Below are 18,515 nucleotides of genomic sequence, written 5' to 3' on the forward strand. Positions count from 1 at the left end.
AAAAAATTAATATAGAGTATATGCAATAAATATATCGATTTTTTATTTAAATAATAATCCCAATTAATCGTTAATTAATTGGGATTGCTATTTATATAGAGTGAAATAGAGTTCTATAAATAATAGTGAAGCATTATTTTTTATTCAACATTTTATAAGGCAAAGCACATAAAGTATTTTTATATTTTATTGTGTTTATTCAGTCCCAAGTAATTTTATTTTTTTACGATATTCGCCAGGAGTACAGTTAAATTCACGTACAAAAGCCTTATGAAATGATGATTCATTGGCATAACCTACTGATTCAGCTATCACCACTATTGGTAATGTTTCACGAGATAAAGTTTGTGCAGCTATTTGTAGTCGTAACATTGTTAATACAGACATCGGTGTAGTGTTAGATATTTTACGAAAGAGTTGTGCAAAACTAGCTCGTGACATATAGCTCTGTTGAGCTAGCTCTTTAATTGTCCATGGGTGTGATGGATTTTCTATCATTTGTGAAATAACTAGACCCAGTCGAGGATGTAATAGCAAATTGAGTAGATTCTTCTCAGTAGTAACTTGAGTTAGCCAATTACGAATTGCAAGTGTGAATAATGTAGAACATTGCTGGCTACACAATGCATCGGACCCTAACATACCCGTATCAGATTCTTGTTGTAAAAAACAGATAACTTCCTTAAGCCAATAGAACTCTAAGCTATTATTTGATGGAGCTAGATATAGCACTTCAGGCAATGTGGTTAAAAAATGACGTGCTGAATATTGTAATCGTAGACTGCCACAAATAATGTGTGTTGGCTCATCTTCTAATTGATTTAAGCAATGAGCGGAATTATGAGGTAATAATACAATCCTTCCCGGTCTTAAGGTAAATGTTTGGCCTGTCGGTGTTTCTATTTTTGCGGCACCTTGAGTGACAGTATGCCAGCGAACCACTGAAAATTCCCCTGTTGTATGATGAATTTTCCAGCTATCACCTAAAAGGCAATTTTTATCGATTGCTCCTTCTAGTATATTCAGAATTAGCAAACGGCTAAGCGTATCCATATAAAGCTCCCGAATATCATATAGGATATGATGTTATATCTTCTTCATTGTATTTTGATTTTTCATTATCATAATATTGAAATTACTATTTTTTCAGTACTTTTTATGTTGACTTCAATATTTTAGACTCTAAGACAAAAATAGTCATTTTATGGAAAATTCGTATTTCTTCTTGTTCAACTATCATAGAGTAAATTAAATAAATATTTACTGATAGGTGGAATTAATATGAATAAATATCAGGCAGTAATTATTGGTTTTGGAAAAGCGGGTAAAACGCTGGCTACCACATTGGCTAAAGCTGGATGGCGCGTTGCTATTATTGAACAGTCAAAGAGTATGTATGGAGGTACTTGTATTAATATCGGCTGTATTCCAACTAAAACATTAGTACATGAAGCGCAATTACATAAAGATTTTTCTTCCGCAATGCAACGTAAAGCTGATGTTGTTAAGTTTTTACGTAATAAAAATTTTCACAATCTTGCTGATATGGATAACATTGATGTTATTGACGGTCGTGCTGAGTTTGTTGATAGCAATACGATACTTATACATCAGTCTAATGGTGAGTTGAAAATAGTGGGTGAGAAGATATTCATTAATACAGGAGCACAAACAGTGCTACCGCCTATTTCTGGATTAACCACAACTCCTGGTGTATATGATAGTACGGGAATACTTGATTTGGACTTTTTACCAACACACTTAGGTATCCTTGGTGGTGGGTATATTGGAGTAGAATTTGCATCTATGTTTGCTAACTTTGGTAGCAAGGTGACAATATTTGAAGCAGCCCCATTATTTTTACCTAGAGAAGATCGAGACATTGCGGATGCTATTGCCAATATTTTGAGTGAACAAGGGGTCGATATTATTCTCAATGCTAATGTGAATAGCATAAATCGAAAGGATGATAAAATTCAGGTTCACATGACTCATGGTTCACAGGATGTTGATATATTGTTGGTTGCTTCTGGTCGTAAACCTGCAATTGAACAATTACAGTTACAAAATGCGGGTGTAGCTGTAAATGAGAATGGCGCTATAATTGTTGATAAACATTTGCATACTACAGTAGATAATATCTGGGCAATGGGGGATGTTACTGGTGGACCTCAATTTACTTATATATCCTTGGATGATTTTCGTATAGTGAAAGATGAATTATTAGGCGATGGCAAACGTAGTACAGATCTACGGCAAAATATCCCTTATTCTGTTTTTATGACACCACCATTATCACGTATAGGAATGACAGAAGAACAAGCTGTGGCAAGTGGCGCTGAAATTGAGATTGCTACTTTGCCTGTTGCTGCGATCCCAAGAGCTAGAGTTATGAATGATACTCGCGGTATATTGAAAGTAATAGTTGATCGCAAAACACGGTATATTCTTGGTGCTTCATTACTATGTATTGAGTCTCATGAAATAATTAATATTATAAAAATAGTAATGGATGCAAAATTACCATTTACTGTGTTACGAGATCAAATATTTACCCATCCTAGTATGAGTGAATCGCTTAATGATTTATTTTCATTAATAAAATAAGAAATATATTTATTTGTTTTGAATTTATATAGTTGTTTTTTGATTGTTTACCACCCTCCTAGAGGGTGGTGTTATTAAAGAGTATATTATCAAAGCTATCGGTTATGAGAGAGATATTTATATATTTAAAATTTAATAAATTGATAAAATAATAGAATGTTTCGATATTTTTTGATTTTTTCTTATTTTTTTCCACTATTATTATAGTGTCTTATATGTGTCGGGCGTTTTCATTTTACATAAACCTCAGAAAGCAAAAAACTAGCTCTAAGGCTGGTTTTTCTAAATAGAGGTGTTCGAACTCGGAATCGAACCAAGGACACGGCGATTTTCAAGCTTAAAGCATAAATAAACGTAGGTTATCTGAACTAATTCAGGTGGCTTATATGCAGGTAATTTCAGTTATTTCTACAAAAGGTGGGGAAGGTAAATCCACTTATTCTGCAAATCTCGCAGGAATATGTGCTGATGCAGGGTTAAAACACTACTTATTGATGCAAACAGTGGATCTTAATCATCCAGAACGATTAATTTTCCATACTTGTATTCGTAATCCATATCGAGCTTCATATCAAAAGTCGTCAGGAAGAAGGTATTTCAAAAAGAACACTTCAAAACGAAATGGCAGGCATTCGGAGTATTTTAGCAGTTGCTGGCAGAACAAAGCCTGCCTCACCTCAACATGAAAAGCTAAGTAATCATGCGCTTGGTTTATCAAATGCGAGCCGTGATGGCACGAAAGTAGCTATTAGCGAAAGAAGCACAAAAGGTAGGAGTAGAACCGACAGATCAAGTGTTCAATGTTGGGTGGTTTGATGTGATGAAAATAACAGGAGGAGTATCAAGATTTGACAGTGATTAGGAAAGAAAGTAAAAGGTACAAATAAAAAAACAGCCTTGATTTGAGCAAGACTGTTTAGTTTAAGAGTTTCAACATAAAGTGACAGTGCCAAATTATATTTTTCCACTCTTGTTTGCCCTCTCAGTGATTTAAGTCACTGACGAACAAAAGAAAGATGGTGCCCGAACTCGGAATCGAACCAAGGACACGGGGATTTTCAATCCCCTGCTCTACCGACTGAGCTATTCGGGCAACGGGGCGTATTAAACCCGATATCGCTTTGCTCGTCAACGTTATTTATCACAAAACCGTTTGATTGCTGTTTTTTTAAACTTATTGATTAATAAAACGCTATTTTTCATAAAAAAAGAGCAAAAGTGAAGTTAAAAAGGTTTAGTGGTATACATAACAAATGATGATAGAAATGTGATAAGACGAGCTATCGAATCGTAATTATAGAAAAGCTTCCCCAAACTTATTGAGGAAGCTTTATTTTTTAGACTAATTATTAACTAACGATAGTTACGTTGAGCTGTACTGACCTTCTCAAGATAGCGACGAGATTGGTCGGCAGGGTGCTTATTACGTAATGTGGTATACACTTGCGTTGGTTCTAAGTTGTTAATCATGGCAGCTGCTTGTTTCTTATCGTTATGGAAGATCCGTAACACACTACCTGCACCACCGTTATAAGCCTGTATAACGGCATAGCGGCGGGAAATAGGATCTTTGATATCACCAAGATAGCTATTTTGTAGTATTGAAATATAAGCAGCACCCGCATCGATATTATTAGCAGGATCAAACAAGTAACTGCGGCTTGGTTGTCCTGATTTACCTTGCATGCGGAATACATCTCGACCAGCCGTTGCAGGCATGATCTGCATTAAACCTAGAGCATCAGAACTACTCACGGCATATGGGTTAAAACTTGATTCAATTTGCATAATAGCTAGGATAAGCGAAGGCTCAACACCATATTTAGCTGCCGCTTGTTGAACTAACGGTAAATATTTATGAGCACGTTTATCAAGGTGGTTAGGAACAAGATTAATGGTGACATACCAAATTGTATTTATACCAGATTGGCGTTTTTGTAATTTATTAGCAATCAGGTAATCAGCAAACTTATTGGCTCTCCATTCCCAGCGTATAGGTTGCCCTGTATTATCAAGAACCTGCCCAGATAAAAAAGGTTCTGTACTGTGAGGGATGTTATTGACATCAGAATAGAGATCGATAGAGCCTGGATCTTCGCCCATCAATAACGTTGTGACAATCGCCTTATGTAATTGAAATTGAGGAGCATCACCACCTAATGTTTCTATCGTGATGGTACCCGCTTCAAAGTTAATATGACTACGGGTTTTATAAGCGTCAGTATATTTTACGTAGTCTTTAGGACCGGCTATTAAAACTTCCTTCATACCCCAAATCATTTCGATATTATTGGCAAATTGTCCCATAAGAATATCGAACGCATTGGTGTCCTTTGCATAATCAGGTTCAAATGTCTTAGAGGGTTGGCTACTACATGAAATGAGTAGTGGGGCGATAATTAGCAAGAGAAGGATTTTTTTCATGGTCAATTGAATCGCTATGGTGAATAAAATACCAGAGCCTTAAAGACTCTGGAAAAGTGAATATTATTTTTCAGGCGGAGTGTAGCCGTCAATATGAACATCATGGCCTTCAAATAAAAATCGTACCATTTCTTGTTCTAATAGTTTGCGATCATCAGGGTTCATGGTGTTAAGTTTTTTCTCATTGATAAGCATGGTCTGTTTTGCCATCCATTGGGCCCATGCTTCTTTTGATATCTCATTGAAAATGCGCTTTCCAATTTCTCCTGGGTACAACTGAAAATCAAGTCCATCAGCTTCTTTGTTTAGGAAAGTACAAAAAATAGTTCTGCTCATAATAAATCCTCAATATCGCAGGGATTAGCTTAGGCTAATTGTCTAAGTAAATTCTCTACAGGTGCTGCTAACCCTATGTTTGCAGGAGCCTGTAAGTTATACCAAAGTCCTTTTTGCTCCTCCATCATAGAGGTAAACGCTGAGAGTTTTACGCAAATTGGCACAATATCTAAATGAAAGTGGCTAAAAGTATGCCTAAATGAAATTAGTTGTTCTGATTCATTATTATCGAGCCCATGCTCAGTTAACCACTGTTCTAAAAGCGCTTTTGTTTCAAATTGAGGAAAGGCAAATAATCCCCCCCATATTCCTGCTGGCGGTCTTTTATCTAACCAAACCAGATTATCATATTGTAAAATAAGAAAATAAGTTATTTTCTCTGGGATAACTTTTTTAGGTTTTTTCCCAGGATAATCCGCCCAATTGTTTTGAGCATAAGCGATACAACCTGTATTTAGTGGACATAGTTCACATTTAGGTTTGCTTCTAGTACAAACCATTGCACCTAAATCCATCATTGCCTGATTAAAATACTCGACACCTACAGTTGGGGTAACGTTTTCGCTGATCTCCCACAATTTTTTTTCAACTTCTTTTTTACCCGGCCAGCCTTCAACGGCATAACAACGAGCTAAAACACGTTTCACATTACCATCAAGGATTGGGTAAGGTTTTTTCAGTGATAACGATAAAATAGCACCAGCAGTTGAACGCCCAACACCCGGTAAAGCACAAACGTCCTCAAAGGTATCAGGAAACTGTCCTTGATGTTTATCTACAATGTGTTGTGCTGCTTTATGTAAGTTTCTGGCTCTTGCGTAATAACCAAGGCCCGTCCATAAATGAAGCACTTCATCTAATGGTGCTTTAGCTAACGTAGCGACATCAGGAAAGCGTGAAATAAAACGCTCAAAATAAGGAATAACCGTTGCAACTTGGGTTTGTTGTAACATTACCTCAGATAACCAAACGTGATAAGGCGTTTTTTCTTGCTGCCAAGGGAGCGTTTTACGCCCATATTTGTGATACCAATTAAGTACGACTTGCGAAAATTGCAGTGCTTCCATCATGTTTTATTTTATTAACTCATGTTCTGATTAAGATAAGATTGCACCACAGAGAGAATAAACTGTAAACACTCTTAATATTTATCTTATAGAGTGATGCTTCTATAAACGACTCTTGCTAAACTTAGTGATCTTTGGATAATGTCGGTTAAGTTGCACTATAGCGACATTATCACGGTTTTAAGTAAATAATTGGCCTAACGACTGACAGTATTAGACATGATCAAAAATGTAATTTCTCCGGAATTCAATGAAGAAGGGCGTGCCTTACGACGCGTTCGTAGTTTTGTTCGTAGACAAGGCCGTTTAACGCCTCGTCAAGAGCAAGCATTAGAAACACAGTGGCCTGTCTTTGGTATTGAATATCAACCGGAACCCATCGACTTCAGTCAGGTTTTTGGACGCGAAGCGCCTGTAATTTTAGAAATTGGCTTCGGCATGGGCGCATCGCTCGTGACTATGGCAAAAAATACACCAGAAAATGATTATTTCGGTATTGAAGTACACGCACCGGGTGTGGGTGCTTGTCTGGCAAGTGCTGAAGAAGAACAAGTAACTAATTTGCGAGTCATGTGTCATGATGCGATTGAAGTACTCAATCACATGATCCCAGATAATAGCTTAAAAATGGTTCAGTTATTCTTTCCTGATCCGTGGCACAAAGCGCGTCATAATAAACGCCGTATTGTTCAAGTGCCTTTTGCAGAATTAATTTTAAAAAAATTAACGTTAGACGGTGTTTTTCATATGGCGACAGATTGGGAACCATATGCAGAACATATGCTTGAAGTGATGACAAGTGTTGAAGGTTATCAGAATTTGTCAGAAACTCAGGATTATGTACCACGACCAGCAACACGCCCAGTGACTAAGTTTGAGAAGCGTGGTCATCGTTTGGGGCATGGTGTATGGGATCTTATGTTTAAGAGGGTAAAATAATGGCTAAACAACGTAGTCGCCGTTTACGCAAAAAAATGCGTATCGATGAATTTCAGGAATTAGGTTTTTCAGTTAAATGGACTTTCCCAGAAAATACCCCTATTGAGGAAGTGGATCGCTTTGTTGATGAACTGATCCTCAAAGTCATTGAGCCAAACGGGCTGGCATTTGATGCAAGTGGTTACCTGAGCTGGGAAGGCCTAATCTGCTTACAACAAATTGGTAAATGTACAGAAGAGCATCGCCAATTAGTCGAAAACTTCCTAAAAGAGAATAAAATGCAAGATGTACAGACCTCTGAACTATTTGATGTTTGGTGGGACTGATAGAAAGTTATACATTTAGCAAATAATTACAAGGGCATCCAAAAGGATGCCCTTGTCTGTCTGGGGAAGGGACTGTGACTACAACGTTATCTAACGCATTACTGTCAGATATTTTGCAACAAATTCGCCCATTAATCGGGCAAGGAAAAGTCGCGGATTATATCCCCGCGTTAGCCCAAGTATTGCCAGAACAGCTTGCTATGGCTGTTTATACGGTGGATGGTGAACTCTATCAATCGGGTATGGCAGACAAACGTTTTTCTATTCAATCTATTTCTAAAGTACTTAGTTTGACACTCGCCTTAACTCGTTATGAAGAAAATGAAATTTGGCAACGAGTAGGAAAAGAGCCTTCAGGTCTGCCTTTTAATTCCTTAATACAATTAGAGATGGAAAAAGGGATACCTCGGAATCCTTTTATTAATGCAGGTGCTATTGTTATCACTGATATGTTGCAGTCTCGATTAAGTGCACCAAAGCAAAGAATGTTAGAAGTTATTCGCTTTTTAACGGATGCTCCTGATATTTGTTATAACTCAGTGGTTGCAAAATCAGAGATGGAACATCTTAATCGAAATGCATCAATTGCTTATCTGATGAAATCTTTTGGTAATTTTGAGAATGATGTTATTACGGTGCTGGAGACTTATTTTCACTATTGTTCAATAGAAATGAGTTGTACTGAATTAGTGCGATGTTTTAGTTATTTAGCTAATCAGGGGGCAAGTGTTGGGAATAAAAATCAGATTATTACGCCAAGACAAACCCGCCAAATAAATGCGTTAATGTTAACTTGTGGTATGTACGATGGTGCCGGTGAATTTGCATTTCGTATTGGGATCCCAGGAAAATCAGGTGTTGGAGGTGGCATTATTGCTGTCGTTCCTGATGCTTTTACCGTTGCAGTTTGGTCACCAGAGCTGGATAAATCAGGTAACTCATTAGCAGGTTGTGCAGCACTTGAATTATTAGCAAACAAAGTTGGGCGTTCGATTTTTTAGCCATGTTTTCAGGAGAGTTGTTATGAATTTAAGAAATGTTGCTGTTGCACTGTTTTTTGTTGCAGGCTCTGCCAATGCATCTCCCAGTTTTGATTGTGCTGTAATGCCAAAAGATGATTTACGCATAACCTCTGAATTTGTTGAAGTCGCTGGTTCAAATGGTTTAATGGTAATTTATCCTGACGGGTCATTATTTCAAAATGAAAAAAGCGCCACATTGACACCTCAGCAACAAGAATTAGCCAAAAAATATCAAGCTACAGTAAGACGAGACGTACCTTGGTTAAGAACTGAAACAGGGGTAAAACTGCAAGATTCTCGAAAAGTACTTGATAAAGTAGTAATTGAAGCTTTTGGTAAAGAAAGCAATATCCTCAATAGATTAAGTAGGTTAGAAAAAGATCTTAATCAACAAATGGATAAAGTGGTTAGCATAGAACCAAATAACATCACCTTTCATGCTCAAGCGATTAAAGAAGTTGAAGCTAAAGGCCGTGAAATCGTAGAGAGTAGCCTTGGTGGTATGTTGCAAGACAGCATTAATGAATTGGGGAAAAAACAGTTATTAGCAGCTGCTGGTGGTGACAGTAAAAAAGCATTAGGTGGGTTATTAGGAAGCTTAGATGGTTTCCAAAAGATTATAGATCAGGAGTGGAAGCAACAAGAAGCAGCGTTTACTCAATTTGGTCAGCAAGCTTGTAGTAAGATAACTCAAATGGAAAATCAGCGAGTTGAATTAATTAATGCATTAAAGAAGTAGCTGCTCCATTTCTCTAATGATTGAGTTATTAACCAGATAGTTAATAAGCTTTATAAATGACGAATTCACAATAATTGAAAATAACAATGAAAATCATTCTTATTCAATTGACTTGTGAAGGGAGCTGTTTAGAATGCCCTGTTTGAGTATTCCACTTAAACAGGGCAAAAATTAATGAAGAAGATCCTTCCTTTAGTTATCGCATCTATCCTTTCTGTAACGAGCTTCTCTGTGTTAAGCAAAACGCCAATTGAATATCAACCTAACCAAGTTATTAGTCAGCAGAGTGACAAGATGGTGATTAAACATCAGTTGGGTGAAACAACGGTCGCTAAGAACCCATCAAAAGTGGTTCTATTTGATTTTGGTCTCTATGATTCTTTAGTTCAGTTAGGTTTAGCCGATAAAGTGGTCGGGTTACCGTTAGGTAATGCGCCTGCTTATATTAAAGGAAGTATTGCAAGTAATGTTGCTAATGTCGGTGGCATGAAAGCACCTGACTTAGAAAAACTAGCTGAAATTAAACCTGATTTAATCATTATTACTGGTCGACAAGGTGCCTCTTATGAGGCTTTAGCGAAAATTGCACCTACTGTTAATTTAGGTACTAATAGCGCTAATTATCTCAATTCAGTTGAGTCGAATATCAAATTATTAGGTGAGTTATTTGATAAACAGCAAGCGACTCAAGAACAAATTGCTAAATTAAATGCCGTTATTGAGCAAGCTCAGAAAAAAGCCACTGGATCTGATAAAAAAGTATTGGTGCTATTACACAATACTGGCAATTTAATACCTAATAATCAAAGTGTTGTTTATGATGTTGTTAAAGCAAAAAGAGCAGAATTACCACCTGTTGCCGAGGAAGATAAAGGTAAACGTCGTGTAGTTACATCAGAAATGATCGCAAAAGCTAATCCAGATGTTATTTTTATTGTGGATCGTAGCGAAGCGATTGGCGCGGATAAATTAGAAAAAAACGCATTTGAAGATGATGCTATAAAAACAACTTCAGCCTATAAAAATGGTGGTATCGTTTATCTGCAAGCTGATCTTTGGTATCTCTCTGGTGGTGGTTTAGATAGCTTAGCTAAACAGATTGAAGCAGTAGAGAGTGCGCTTTAATTGATTAATCTTTAAGGTTTGTTATTAAAGAAAAATGCCCAACTGAGAATAACAGTATGGGCATTTTTTTAAGCGAACTATTTGAAATCAGTAATATTAAAGAAATAGTTCTAGCAATGAGTTGAGGAATAGCTTGCCATGAGGTGTAATTTGCCAGTGTGTGTCTGTTTCACTGATATAACCTAAAGCCAAAGCTTCATCTATCTGATGGCGAATAATCTCTTCAGAAAGCCCAGTATAATCGCTGAAATCCTGTCTTGGAAATGCTTCTAATAGACGAAAACGGTTCATAAAAAATTCAAATGGACGGTCATCATTATCAACAAAATGTTGCTGGTCAAGATAACGGCCTTCCATAAAACCTTTAGGGTGCTTGGTTTTTACTGTTCGCATGATGCGACCATCTTCAAAGCTTATTTTTCCATGAGCACCACAACCGATACCTAAATAATCCCCAAAACGCCAATAGTTTAAATTGTGTTCACACTGAAAGCCCGGTTTGCAATATGCCGATGTTTCATATTGTTGATATCCTGCGGTTGTCAATAATTTATCACCTTCTGAAAAAATATCCCACAGCATATCGTCATCAGGTAATTTAGGCGGACGGGAACCAAATTGTGTGTTGGGTTCAATGGTTAATTGATACCAAGACAAATGGGGTGGCGATAATTCTATTGCTTGCTGTAAATCCGAAAGCGCTTGAGATAATGATTGGTCTGGTAAACCATGCATTAAATCTAAATTAAAGCTCCGTAAGCCTAATTTTTTGGCTAAACGAGCCGCATTTTTAGCTTCATCTGCATCATGAATGCGCCCTAAGCGAATAAGTTTATCATTACCGAAACTTTGCACACCAATAGAAATACGATTTACGCCAGCACGTTGGAATCCAGCAAAGCGCTCAGCTTCTACGGTTCCTGGATTCGCTTCCATGGTAATTTCTGCATTCGGGCTAACAGCTAGGCGTTCTTTAACGCCATAAAGCAAATCAGCCATTGATTCAGCACTTAATAAACTTGGTGTTCCACCACCAATAAATATTGTTTGAACTTCACGAGAACCAACATGAATAAGATCAGCATCTAAATCATTGAGTAAATGTTGCACATATTCCTGATGCGGTACTTCACCCTTTAAGGTGTGTGAGTTGAAATCACAATAAGGGCATTTTTGTACGCACCAAGGAATATGAATATATAAACTTAATGGGGGCAACTTAAGCATTCTTAAGGGCATCCAACATTAATTTAAGTGCTTTACCACGATGCGAATGCTGATTTTTTTGCTCTTTAGTTAATTGCGCAGCAGTGCAATTTAATTCAGGAACAAAGAAAATAGGATCGTAGCCAAATCCTCCTTCACCGTGCATTTCAGTGCTTAATACGCCGTGCCAAATACCGTGGAAAATCAGCGGAGTGGGGTCGTTCTCATGGCGCATATAAACCAATACACAGTTAAATTGTGCTTGGCGTTTTTCAGCAGGAATATCTTTCATTGCATTAAGCAATTTATCCAGATTTTGCTGATCGCTTGCATCAATACCTGCATAGCGTGCTGAGTAAATACCCGGAGCACCGCCTAACGCATCTACCGAAATACCTGAGTCATCAGCAATTGCTGGAAGACCTGTCACTTTTGCCGCATGACGTGCTTTAATCAGTGCATTTTCAACAAAGGTTAAGCCAGTTTCTTCAACTGAATCAACACCAAGTTCTGTTTGAGCAACAATATCTAAACCAAAATCAGAAAGCAAAGAGGCTAGCTCTTTGACCTTTCCCGGATTTCCTGTTGCGAGAACAACTTTTTGCATGAGTGTCATCCTCAGTAAAGCGTTACGCTAAGTAACCATTGTAAAACGTCTACGCGCAGATAATTTAGAGCGTAAAGCACAAGAATAACAATCATTGCAGAGAAATCTAAACCGCCCATTGCCGGAATGATACGACGAATGGGTGCCATTAAAGGTTCTGTTAATTGAAATAAAAGATGATCAATTGGGTTACGTCCTTGGCTTACCCAGCTAAGAATTGCGCGGATAATGATCAACCAAAAAATCATCTTACCTGCTGCTGTGAGCAGTTCAATAAAGGCAAATGGGAACATTAAAGAGAAAGGAATTGATGTTCCTGATAAGTAAGATGGAATAATAATACCAAGCAGAATGAGTATATAGGCTAATAAGACTGAAGCGGTATCAATAGGGCCAATAGAAGGAATAACGCTTCTTAATGGGCGAACAATTGGTTGTGTGATCTTGACGATAAATTGTGAAAAAGGATTATAAAAATCAGCTCTGACACATTGCATCCAAACACGTAATAGAAGGACGGATGTGTAGAGTTGAAGAAGAGTCAGAATGACGAAATTTAAAAAATTCATTAGTTGGCCCTGATGAAATTAAAATTGTTTTTCCATTTCTTGCGCACGTTTAATCGCAGCTTGCATGGCAGAAGCGACGTTTTCAGGTAATTTACCTTCATAAAACTGCATAAGTGCAGCCGCTGTCGTTCCACCTTTTGATGTTACCTGTTCGCGTAAAGTTGAGAAAGGTAACATATGTTGTTTTTCAGCTAAGGCAGTAGAACCACTTGCTGCTTGTTGCACGATGGCTCTTGCTACATCAGGTGAAAAACCTAAACGTTCAGCTTCTTGTTGCATTGATTCCATAAACAAGAAGAAATAAGCAGGTGCACTACCAGCAACGGCGATAATATCATTGATGGCAGATTCTTGCTCTACCCAAACAGTTGTTCCGACACTTTTCATTAATTCGTCGGCAAACTGTTTATCTTGAGATGAAAGTGAATTGTGCGCGAACATACCACTTAAGCCTTTACCTACCAGTGCTGGAGTATTTGGCATAATACGAACGAGTTGTAATTGAGTTGCAAAATAGTCGTTATATCGTGTAGCAGGAATACCAGCCGCGATAGTGAGGACTAACTTTTTACTCATTGCGATATTTTGTAAGGGCTTACAAACTTCTTCCATCATTTGTGGTTTTACTGCCAGTACAATAACATCTGCTTTTTGAACAGCATCAATATTGTCATTAGTACTATGAATGCCGAACTCTTTTTCTAAAGGTTCACGGCGAACGGAAGAAGGTGAACTGACGGTTATCTTATGTGCAGGATATCCACCTTGAACCAACCCTGCAATAATGGCCTGAGCCATATTTCCAGCGCCAATAAAAGCGATGTTACGATGTTCCATATAAACCTCTATTTTTACTTAGTCGCGTAATTCCTTGCGCCAAAAATTGCTGTACCAATACGAACGAGTGTTGAACCACAAGCAATAGCTGCTTCCATATCACTCGTCATTCCCATAGATAACGTATCGATATCGGGATATTGAGATTGTAATTGCTTAAATGCAAGATGCATTTTTTCTAACACTTCAACTTGTTTGTCATACTTGCTTTCAGGTGCTGGGATAGCCATTAATCCGCGTAATTTAATGCCTGAAAGAATAGAAATTTGTGCCGCTAGCCCATCAAGTTCAGTGAGAGTAATCCCTGATTTGCTGTTTTCATCACTGATATTGATTTGAATAAGTACATTTAATGGTGGCAATGAAGCCGGACGTTGATCACTTAATCTTTGCGCGATTTTTAATCTATCAATGGTATGGCACCAATCAAAATTCTCAGCAACAAGGCGTGTTTTATTTGACTGTAAAGGGCCGATAAAGTGCCAAACTAAGGTGTGGTTATCAGCAAAATAATGGATTTTATCAACGCCTTCTTGGACGTAGTTTTCACCAAATTCAGTTTGCCCACACGCGATTGCTTTTTCGATGTCGCTCGCAGGTTTTGTTTTGCTCACTGCAAGTAGTGTTATTTCTTCTGAAGAACGGCCGCATTTTTGCGCTGCTGTGTCAATGTGAGACCTGACATTGACGAGATTCTGTTTAATAGTATTCATGGCAACTCAGGAGATAATAAGATGAAAATGGAAAATTTAATTGCGTATAGTGTAAAGCATAACGCGTCTGATCTGCATCTTTGTTGTGGCGATGTACCACGATTACGGATCAATGGAATACTTTATCAACAAAATCAATGTAAACCTATCACTTCAGATAGTTTACTAACGTGGTTCAGGCCTTTTTTAAGTGATGTTCAAAAGCAAACTTTTGAAAATGAAGGGCAGGTTGATACCGCGCTTACACTGTCTTGTGGACAACGACTGCGTGTTAATTTATTTCGTCAACAAAAAGGTGTTTCTGCAGTATTAAGAATAATTGAAACACAAATTCCTTCTTTAGATAAACTTCGAGTACCTAAGTCGGTTTCAACATTATTAGATAATTATTCTCATGGGCTTATTTTAGTTACTGGGGCTACAGGCAGTGGCAAGTCATCAACATTAGCCGCGATGATCAATCATTTAAATCAATATCAACGTCAGCATATTTTGACATTAGAAGATCCAATCGAATTTATACATAGCAATAAACAAAGTGTTGTTCAGCAACGAGAGATTGGACGTGATGTGCAAAATAGCGCAAGTGCAATAAAGAGTGCTTTACGTCAAGATCCAGACGTTATTATGCTAGGTGAGTTAAGAGATGTACAAAGCATTAAGTTGGCATTAACGGCAGCAGAAACAGGACATTTGGTGTTAGCAACATTGCATACCCAAGGGGCGGTACAAACGCTTGAGCGCGTGACTAATGTATTTACAGGTAATGAGCGACAATGGATTTCATCACAATTAGCGTGCAGTTTGAGGGCGATAATTTCACAAGAGTTGGTGCCTTCAACTGATGGTGGGCGAGTGGCATTATTTGAAATAATGCAGGTTACGCAAGGCATTTCACATCTTATTAGAGAAGGGAAATATCACCAGGTAACAACATTAATGCAAACGGGTAGTGAATATGGCATGCAAACCTTCATGTTAAGTCGCCAACAACGTCAACATGAAGGATTAATTCAACGAGATTAATTGATTAAGAGCGAGATTAATAAGAACAGTCGTTTTACATGACTGGCACTTGTTAGCATTGCTGTTCAAACCAGCTTTCAAGAATAATAACGGCAGACGCTGCATCTACACTGCCTTTATCTAAGGAACGGTATCCACCTCGTTCAAAAAGATGAGCGCGAGCTTCTACGGTGCTAAGGCGTTCATCATGCAATGCAATTTGTACACCAAATCGACCATGAAGGCGATTAGCAAACTTTTTGGCTTGAGCTGTGACTAACTGTTCGGTGCCATCCATATTAAGAGGTAAGCCGACAACCACTAAGTCAGGTTGCCACTCTTTTATGATTTTTTCAATTTGAGCCCAATCAGGAATACCATCTTTTGCTTTAAATGAAGCTAAAGGTCTTGCTGTTCCTGTAATTTCTTGACCGATAGCGACGCCAATACTTTTAGTACCGAAATCGAATCCCATTACCGTTTTGTTTGACATTATGCGTGACCCGCTATCGGGGAAATGGTGTGGATATTAATTCCAATTAATTCAGCGGCTTTATGCCAACGTTCAGCAATAGGAGTATCAAAAATAATTTGAGGTGAGGCTTCAACGGTTAGCCAGCTATTTTCTAAAATTTCTTTCTCTAATTGGCCTTGTTCCCAACTAGAATAACCTAGAGAGACCAATGTTTTTTCTGGTTGTCTTGCTGTGCCCAAGGTTTCTAATACATCTTTGGATGTTGTGATCATGGTGCTATCACTGATTTTTATGCTAGAGCTAAAACCGGACACTGGAGTATGTAAGATAAAACCATGCTCTTCTGCAACTGGGCCTCCTGACATCACAGGTTTTTGTAAGCTAATCGCTTCGTCTCTGTCCGTTGAAAAAATTTCCAGTTGATCTAATACGCCTTCCACTGAGATATCTTCGATAGGTTTATTAATAATTAAGCCCATCGCACCGTTTTCATTATGTTCGCAAACATAGACGACCGAACGCTCAAATAACGGATCGCTCAATGAAGGCATAGCAATAAGAAAATGGTTAAGTAAATTCATAATAGTAATACTGTTCCCTGATTATTTTTAGTAAAAAACCTAGCCCTTTTATACATTGTATTTCTTAATGTACACCACTTATTTATATGTAGGGGCTAGGTTCAGACTTTTAAACCCTTTAATGAGAGTGTCTAAAAGTTAGTTTTTTTTGTTTAAGCGTACTTCAATCGCATCCATTAGCATGCCTGTTATAGATACATCAGGATAAGCCGCTTCAATTTCACGCGCACAAGTTGGGCTTGTGACGTTAATTTCAGTCAAGCGATCGCCAATAACATCTAAGCCAACAAAAATAAGGCCCTTTTGCTTAAGAATAGGTGCAACTTGACGGGCTATTGCCCAATCACTTTCTGTTAATGGACGTGCTTCACCTCGGCCACCAGCCGCTAAGTTGCCTCGTGTTTCACCTTTTGCAGGAATTCGAGCTAAGCAATAAGGCACAGGTTCGCCATCAACAACAAGAATACGTTTGTCGCCGTTAACAATTTCAGGTAGGAAATTTTGTGCCATACAAAAACGATGACCATGTTCGGTCAATGTTTCAATAATAACACCTACATTTGGATCATCTTTTTTCAAGCGGAAGATTGATGCTCCACCCATACCATCTAGTGGTTTGAAAATAACATCACCGTGTTTTTCATGGAAAGCACGTAAATGTTTAGCTTCACGAGTGACTAATGTGTCGGGTGTTAATGTTGGGAACCATGCAGTAAAGAGTTTTTCATTACAGTCACGTAAACTTTGAGGCTTATTAACTATCAGTGTTCCCATATCTTCAGCGCGTTCTAAAATATAGGTTGCGTAGATAAATTCGGTATCAAAAGGCGGATCTTTACGCATTAAAATGGTATCTAGTTCACCCAAAGCAATATCTTGCTCTTGACCAAACTCAAACCATTTTTCTGGGTTTTCTTCTACGCTGAGTAAACGAGTGTGAGCGCGTGCTTCACCTTGGTGTAGGTAAAGATCGTTCATCTCCATATAATGAATTTCCCAGCCACGACGTTGTGCTTCTAACAGCATGGCAAAGCTGGTGTCTTTTTTGATTTTGATGGATGAAATTGGGTCCATCACAATACCTAATTTAATCATTACTTCTCCTTTATCCCAGATCGCCGAACCGAACCTGTAAAGCGGTGATTACGGTGAGTGCTGTTGTTTCAGTTCTTAATACACGAGGACCTAATAAAATATCAGTAAAATTGTGCTCTGCTGTCATAGCGATTTCTTCAGGGGAAAGTCCCCCCTCAGGGCCAATCAACAAGCGCACTTTTTTAACAGGTAAGGGTAAGGTATTAATACTTTGGTTAGCCCGAGGATGTAAATTGAGTTTTAAACTACCATCATCTTGAGCACACCATTCTTCTAATGACATCACTGGCATTAATTGTGGGATGCTATTTCTACCACATTGCTCGCATGCCGAGATAATAATTTTTTGCCATTGCTGATGTTTTTTCTCTAAACGGCTAGGGTCAAGTTTAACACCACAGCGTTCTGAGATCAGTGGTGTGATCGTATTAACCCCTAACTCAACTGATTTTTGAATAGTAAACTCCATTTTCTCGCCTCGTGAAAGCACTTGCCCTAAATGGAGGTCGAGAGGGGATTCTTTATCATCAACAATGCCTGCATTAACTTGCACAGTGACTGACTTTTTTGTGCTTTCTATGATTTCAGCATCAAATACCTGATTTGAACCATCGAATAGAGCCAGTTTTTGCCCAGTAGACATTCTTAATACACGCCCAACATGATTAGATGCTTCTTCACCTAATACTGTTTGAGTACCTGCTGTGAGTGGTTCTGGATGATAAATGCGAGGAATACGCATAACGTGAAACCCTTACGTAAAAGATGGTTAACCGTGATAAATAAAATATGTGATATGCATCATACGCATGACATTATGGCATGCAAGTTATCACTTTGCT

General features: G+C 38.1%; 20 protein-coding genes, 1 tRNA gene and 2 pseudogenes. 9 read left to right on the forward strand and 14 right to left on the reverse strand.

The annotated features are described in order from the left end of the window. Positions 1-195 precede the first annotated feature (195 nt). On the reverse strand, positions 196-1,053 hold the full coding sequence (rclR, locus tag H1225_RS02090) for a reactive chlorine-specific transcriptional regulator RclR (RefSeq protein ID WP_115065135.1): 858 nt from the start codon (positions 1,051-1,053) through the stop codon (positions 196-198). A 228-nt stretch (positions 1,054-1,281) separates the two neighbouring features. Between rclR and rclA the strand changes: the two genes are divergently transcribed. The 3 genes and pseudogenes from rclA to H1225_RS02105 all read left to right on the forward strand — a co-directional run. Beyond that, complete coding sequence (gene rclA / locus H1225_RS02095; RefSeq protein WP_161671440.1) at positions 1,282-2,607, forward strand: reactive chlorine resistance oxidoreductase RclA; 1,326 nt, start codon at positions 1,282-1,284, stop codon at positions 2,605-2,607. A 386-nt stretch (positions 2,608-2,993) separates the two neighbouring features. Further along, positions 2,994-3,089, forward strand: a pseudogene (locus H1225_RS18370) (ParA family protein); the annotation flags it as partial. A gap of 73 nt (positions 3,090-3,162) precedes the next feature. Then, a pseudogene (locus tag H1225_RS02105) lies at positions 3,163-3,363 on the forward strand (phage integrase N-terminal domain-containing protein); the annotation flags it as partial. A 261-nt stretch (positions 3,364-3,624) separates the two neighbouring features. Here H1225_RS02105 and H1225_RS02110 read toward each other — a convergent pair. The 4 genes from H1225_RS02110 to mutY form a co-directional block, all read right to left on the reverse strand. Further along, positions 3,625-3,700: transfer RNA gene (locus tag H1225_RS02110), tRNA-Phe, on the reverse strand. A 260-nt stretch (positions 3,701-3,960) separates the two neighbouring features. After that, entirely contained in the window at positions 3,961-5,031 is a 1,071-nt protein-coding gene (gene mltC, locus H1225_RS02115) for a membrane-bound lytic murein transglycosylase MltC (RefSeq protein WP_006534841.1), read from the reverse strand. A gap of 63 nt (positions 5,032-5,094) precedes the next feature. Continuing rightward, the gene (locus H1225_RS02120; RefSeq protein WP_006534840.1) at positions 5,095-5,367 is read right to left on the reverse strand and encodes an oxidative damage protection protein; all 273 of its coding nucleotides are present in this window, start codon (positions 5,365-5,367) and stop codon (positions 5,095-5,097) included. 29 nt (positions 5,368-5,396) lie between these two features. Then, positions 5,397-6,437: an A/G-specific adenine glycosylase gene (gene mutY, locus H1225_RS02125; protein WP_115065137.1), complete on the reverse strand. Its 1,041-nt coding sequence runs from the start codon at positions 6,435-6,437 to the stop codon at positions 5,397-5,399. Positions 6,438-6,653: 216 nt separating this feature from the next. On the opposite strand from mutY, the gene trmB reads away from it, so the two are divergent. The 5 genes from trmB to H1225_RS02150 all read left to right on the forward strand — a co-directional run bounded on the left by trmB (position 6,654) and on the right by H1225_RS02150 (position 10,585). Beyond that, entirely contained in the window at positions 6,654-7,373 is a 720-nt protein-coding gene (gene trmB / locus H1225_RS02130; RefSeq protein WP_006534837.1) for a tRNA (guanosine(46)-N7)-methyltransferase TrmB, read from the forward strand. Next, positions 7,373-7,699 (forward strand): YggL family protein, encoded by a 327-nt coding sequence (locus H1225_RS02135; protein WP_006534836.1) that lies wholly within the window; start codon positions 7,373-7,375, stop codon positions 7,697-7,699. The genes trmB and H1225_RS02135 overlap by 1 nt, the downstream gene beginning before the upstream one ends. 74 nt (positions 7,700-7,773) lie before the next feature. Beyond that, complete coding sequence (gene glsB / locus H1225_RS02140) at positions 7,774-8,700, forward strand: glutaminase B (protein WP_072063548.1); 927 nt, start codon at positions 7,774-7,776, stop codon at positions 8,698-8,700. A 22-nt stretch (positions 8,701-8,722) separates the two neighbouring features. Beyond that, positions 8,723-9,460: a DUF2884 family protein gene (locus tag H1225_RS02145; RefSeq protein ID WP_239739417.1), complete on the forward strand. Its 738-nt coding sequence runs from the start codon at positions 8,723-8,725 to the stop codon at positions 9,458-9,460. Between the two features lie 174 nt (positions 9,461-9,634). Next, positions 9,635-10,585 carry a siderophore ABC transporter substrate-binding protein gene (locus H1225_RS02150; protein ID WP_115065139.1) on the forward strand — a complete coding sequence of 317 codons (951 nt, stop codon included), beginning with the start codon at positions 9,635-9,637 and terminating at the stop codon, positions 10,583-10,585. Positions 10,586-10,681: 96 nt separating this feature from the next. Here the strand turns inward: H1225_RS02150 and hemW are convergent, their stop codons facing one another. From hemW to H1225_RS02175, 5 genes are read right to left on the reverse strand one after another with little or no spacing between them, the layout of a single operon-like run. Next, positions 10,682-11,812, reverse strand: coding sequence for a radical SAM family heme chaperone HemW (hemW, locus tag H1225_RS02155; RefSeq protein WP_115065140.1), 1,131 nt, complete (start codon positions 11,810-11,812; stop codon positions 10,682-10,684). After that, positions 11,805-12,398 (reverse strand): XTP/dITP diphosphatase, encoded by a 594-nt coding sequence (locus H1225_RS02160; protein ID WP_072063545.1) that lies wholly within the window; start codon positions 12,396-12,398, stop codon positions 11,805-11,807. The genes hemW and H1225_RS02160 overlap by 8 nt, the downstream gene beginning before the upstream one ends. Positions 12,399-12,409: 11 nt before the next feature. Next, complete coding sequence (locus tag H1225_RS02165; RefSeq protein ID WP_006534828.1) at positions 12,410-12,967, reverse strand: YggT family protein; 558 nt, start codon at positions 12,965-12,967, stop codon at positions 12,410-12,412. Between the two features lie 18 nt (positions 12,968-12,985). Continuing rightward, positions 12,986-13,804, reverse strand: a complete 819-nt coding sequence (proC, locus tag H1225_RS02170; protein WP_072063544.1) for a pyrroline-5-carboxylate reductase — start codon at positions 13,802-13,804, stop codon at positions 12,986-12,988. Positions 13,805-13,818: 14 nt separating this feature from the next. After that, a complete protein-coding gene (locus tag H1225_RS02175) occupies positions 13,819-14,517 on the reverse strand; it encodes a YggS family pyridoxal phosphate-dependent enzyme (protein WP_115065141.1) in 699 nt (232 codons plus the stop codon). Positions 14,518-14,538: 21 nt separating this feature from the next. On the opposite strand from H1225_RS02175, the gene H1225_RS02180 reads away from it, so the two are divergent. Then, positions 14,539-15,543, forward strand: a complete 1,005-nt coding sequence (locus tag H1225_RS02180; RefSeq protein ID WP_072063542.1) for a type IV pilus twitching motility protein PilT — start codon at positions 14,539-14,541, stop codon at positions 15,541-15,543. 52 nt (positions 15,544-15,595) lie between these two features. On the opposite strand, the gene ruvX is transcribed toward H1225_RS02180, so the two are convergent. The 4 genes from ruvX to rsmE all read right to left on the reverse strand — a co-directional run bounded on the left by ruvX (position 15,596) and on the right by rsmE (position 18,415). Then, a complete protein-coding gene (ruvX, locus tag H1225_RS02185) occupies positions 15,596-16,015 on the reverse strand; it encodes a Holliday junction resolvase RuvX (RefSeq protein WP_006534822.1) in 420 nt (139 codons plus the stop codon). After that, positions 16,015-16,578, reverse strand: coding sequence for a YqgE/AlgH family protein (locus H1225_RS02190; RefSeq protein WP_023581015.1), 564 nt, complete (start codon positions 16,576-16,578; stop codon positions 16,015-16,017). The genes ruvX and H1225_RS02190 overlap by 1 nt, the downstream gene beginning before the upstream one ends. 138 nt (positions 16,579-16,716) lie before the next feature. Beyond that, positions 16,717-17,673, reverse strand: coding sequence for a glutathione synthase (gene gshB, locus H1225_RS02195; protein ID WP_023581014.1), 957 nt, complete (start codon positions 17,671-17,673; stop codon positions 16,717-16,719). A 10-nt stretch (positions 17,674-17,683) separates the two neighbouring features. Beyond that, positions 17,684-18,415: a 16S rRNA (uracil(1498)-N(3))-methyltransferase gene (rsmE, locus tag H1225_RS02200; protein WP_161727702.1), complete on the reverse strand. Its 732-nt coding sequence runs from the start codon at positions 18,413-18,415 to the stop codon at positions 17,684-17,686. Positions 18,416-18,515: the final 100 nt, after the last annotated feature.

It is taken from the genome of Proteus penneri (genome assembly GCF_022369495.1).
GTDB lineage: Bacteria > Pseudomonadota > Gammaproteobacteria > Enterobacterales > Enterobacteriaceae > Proteus > Proteus penneri.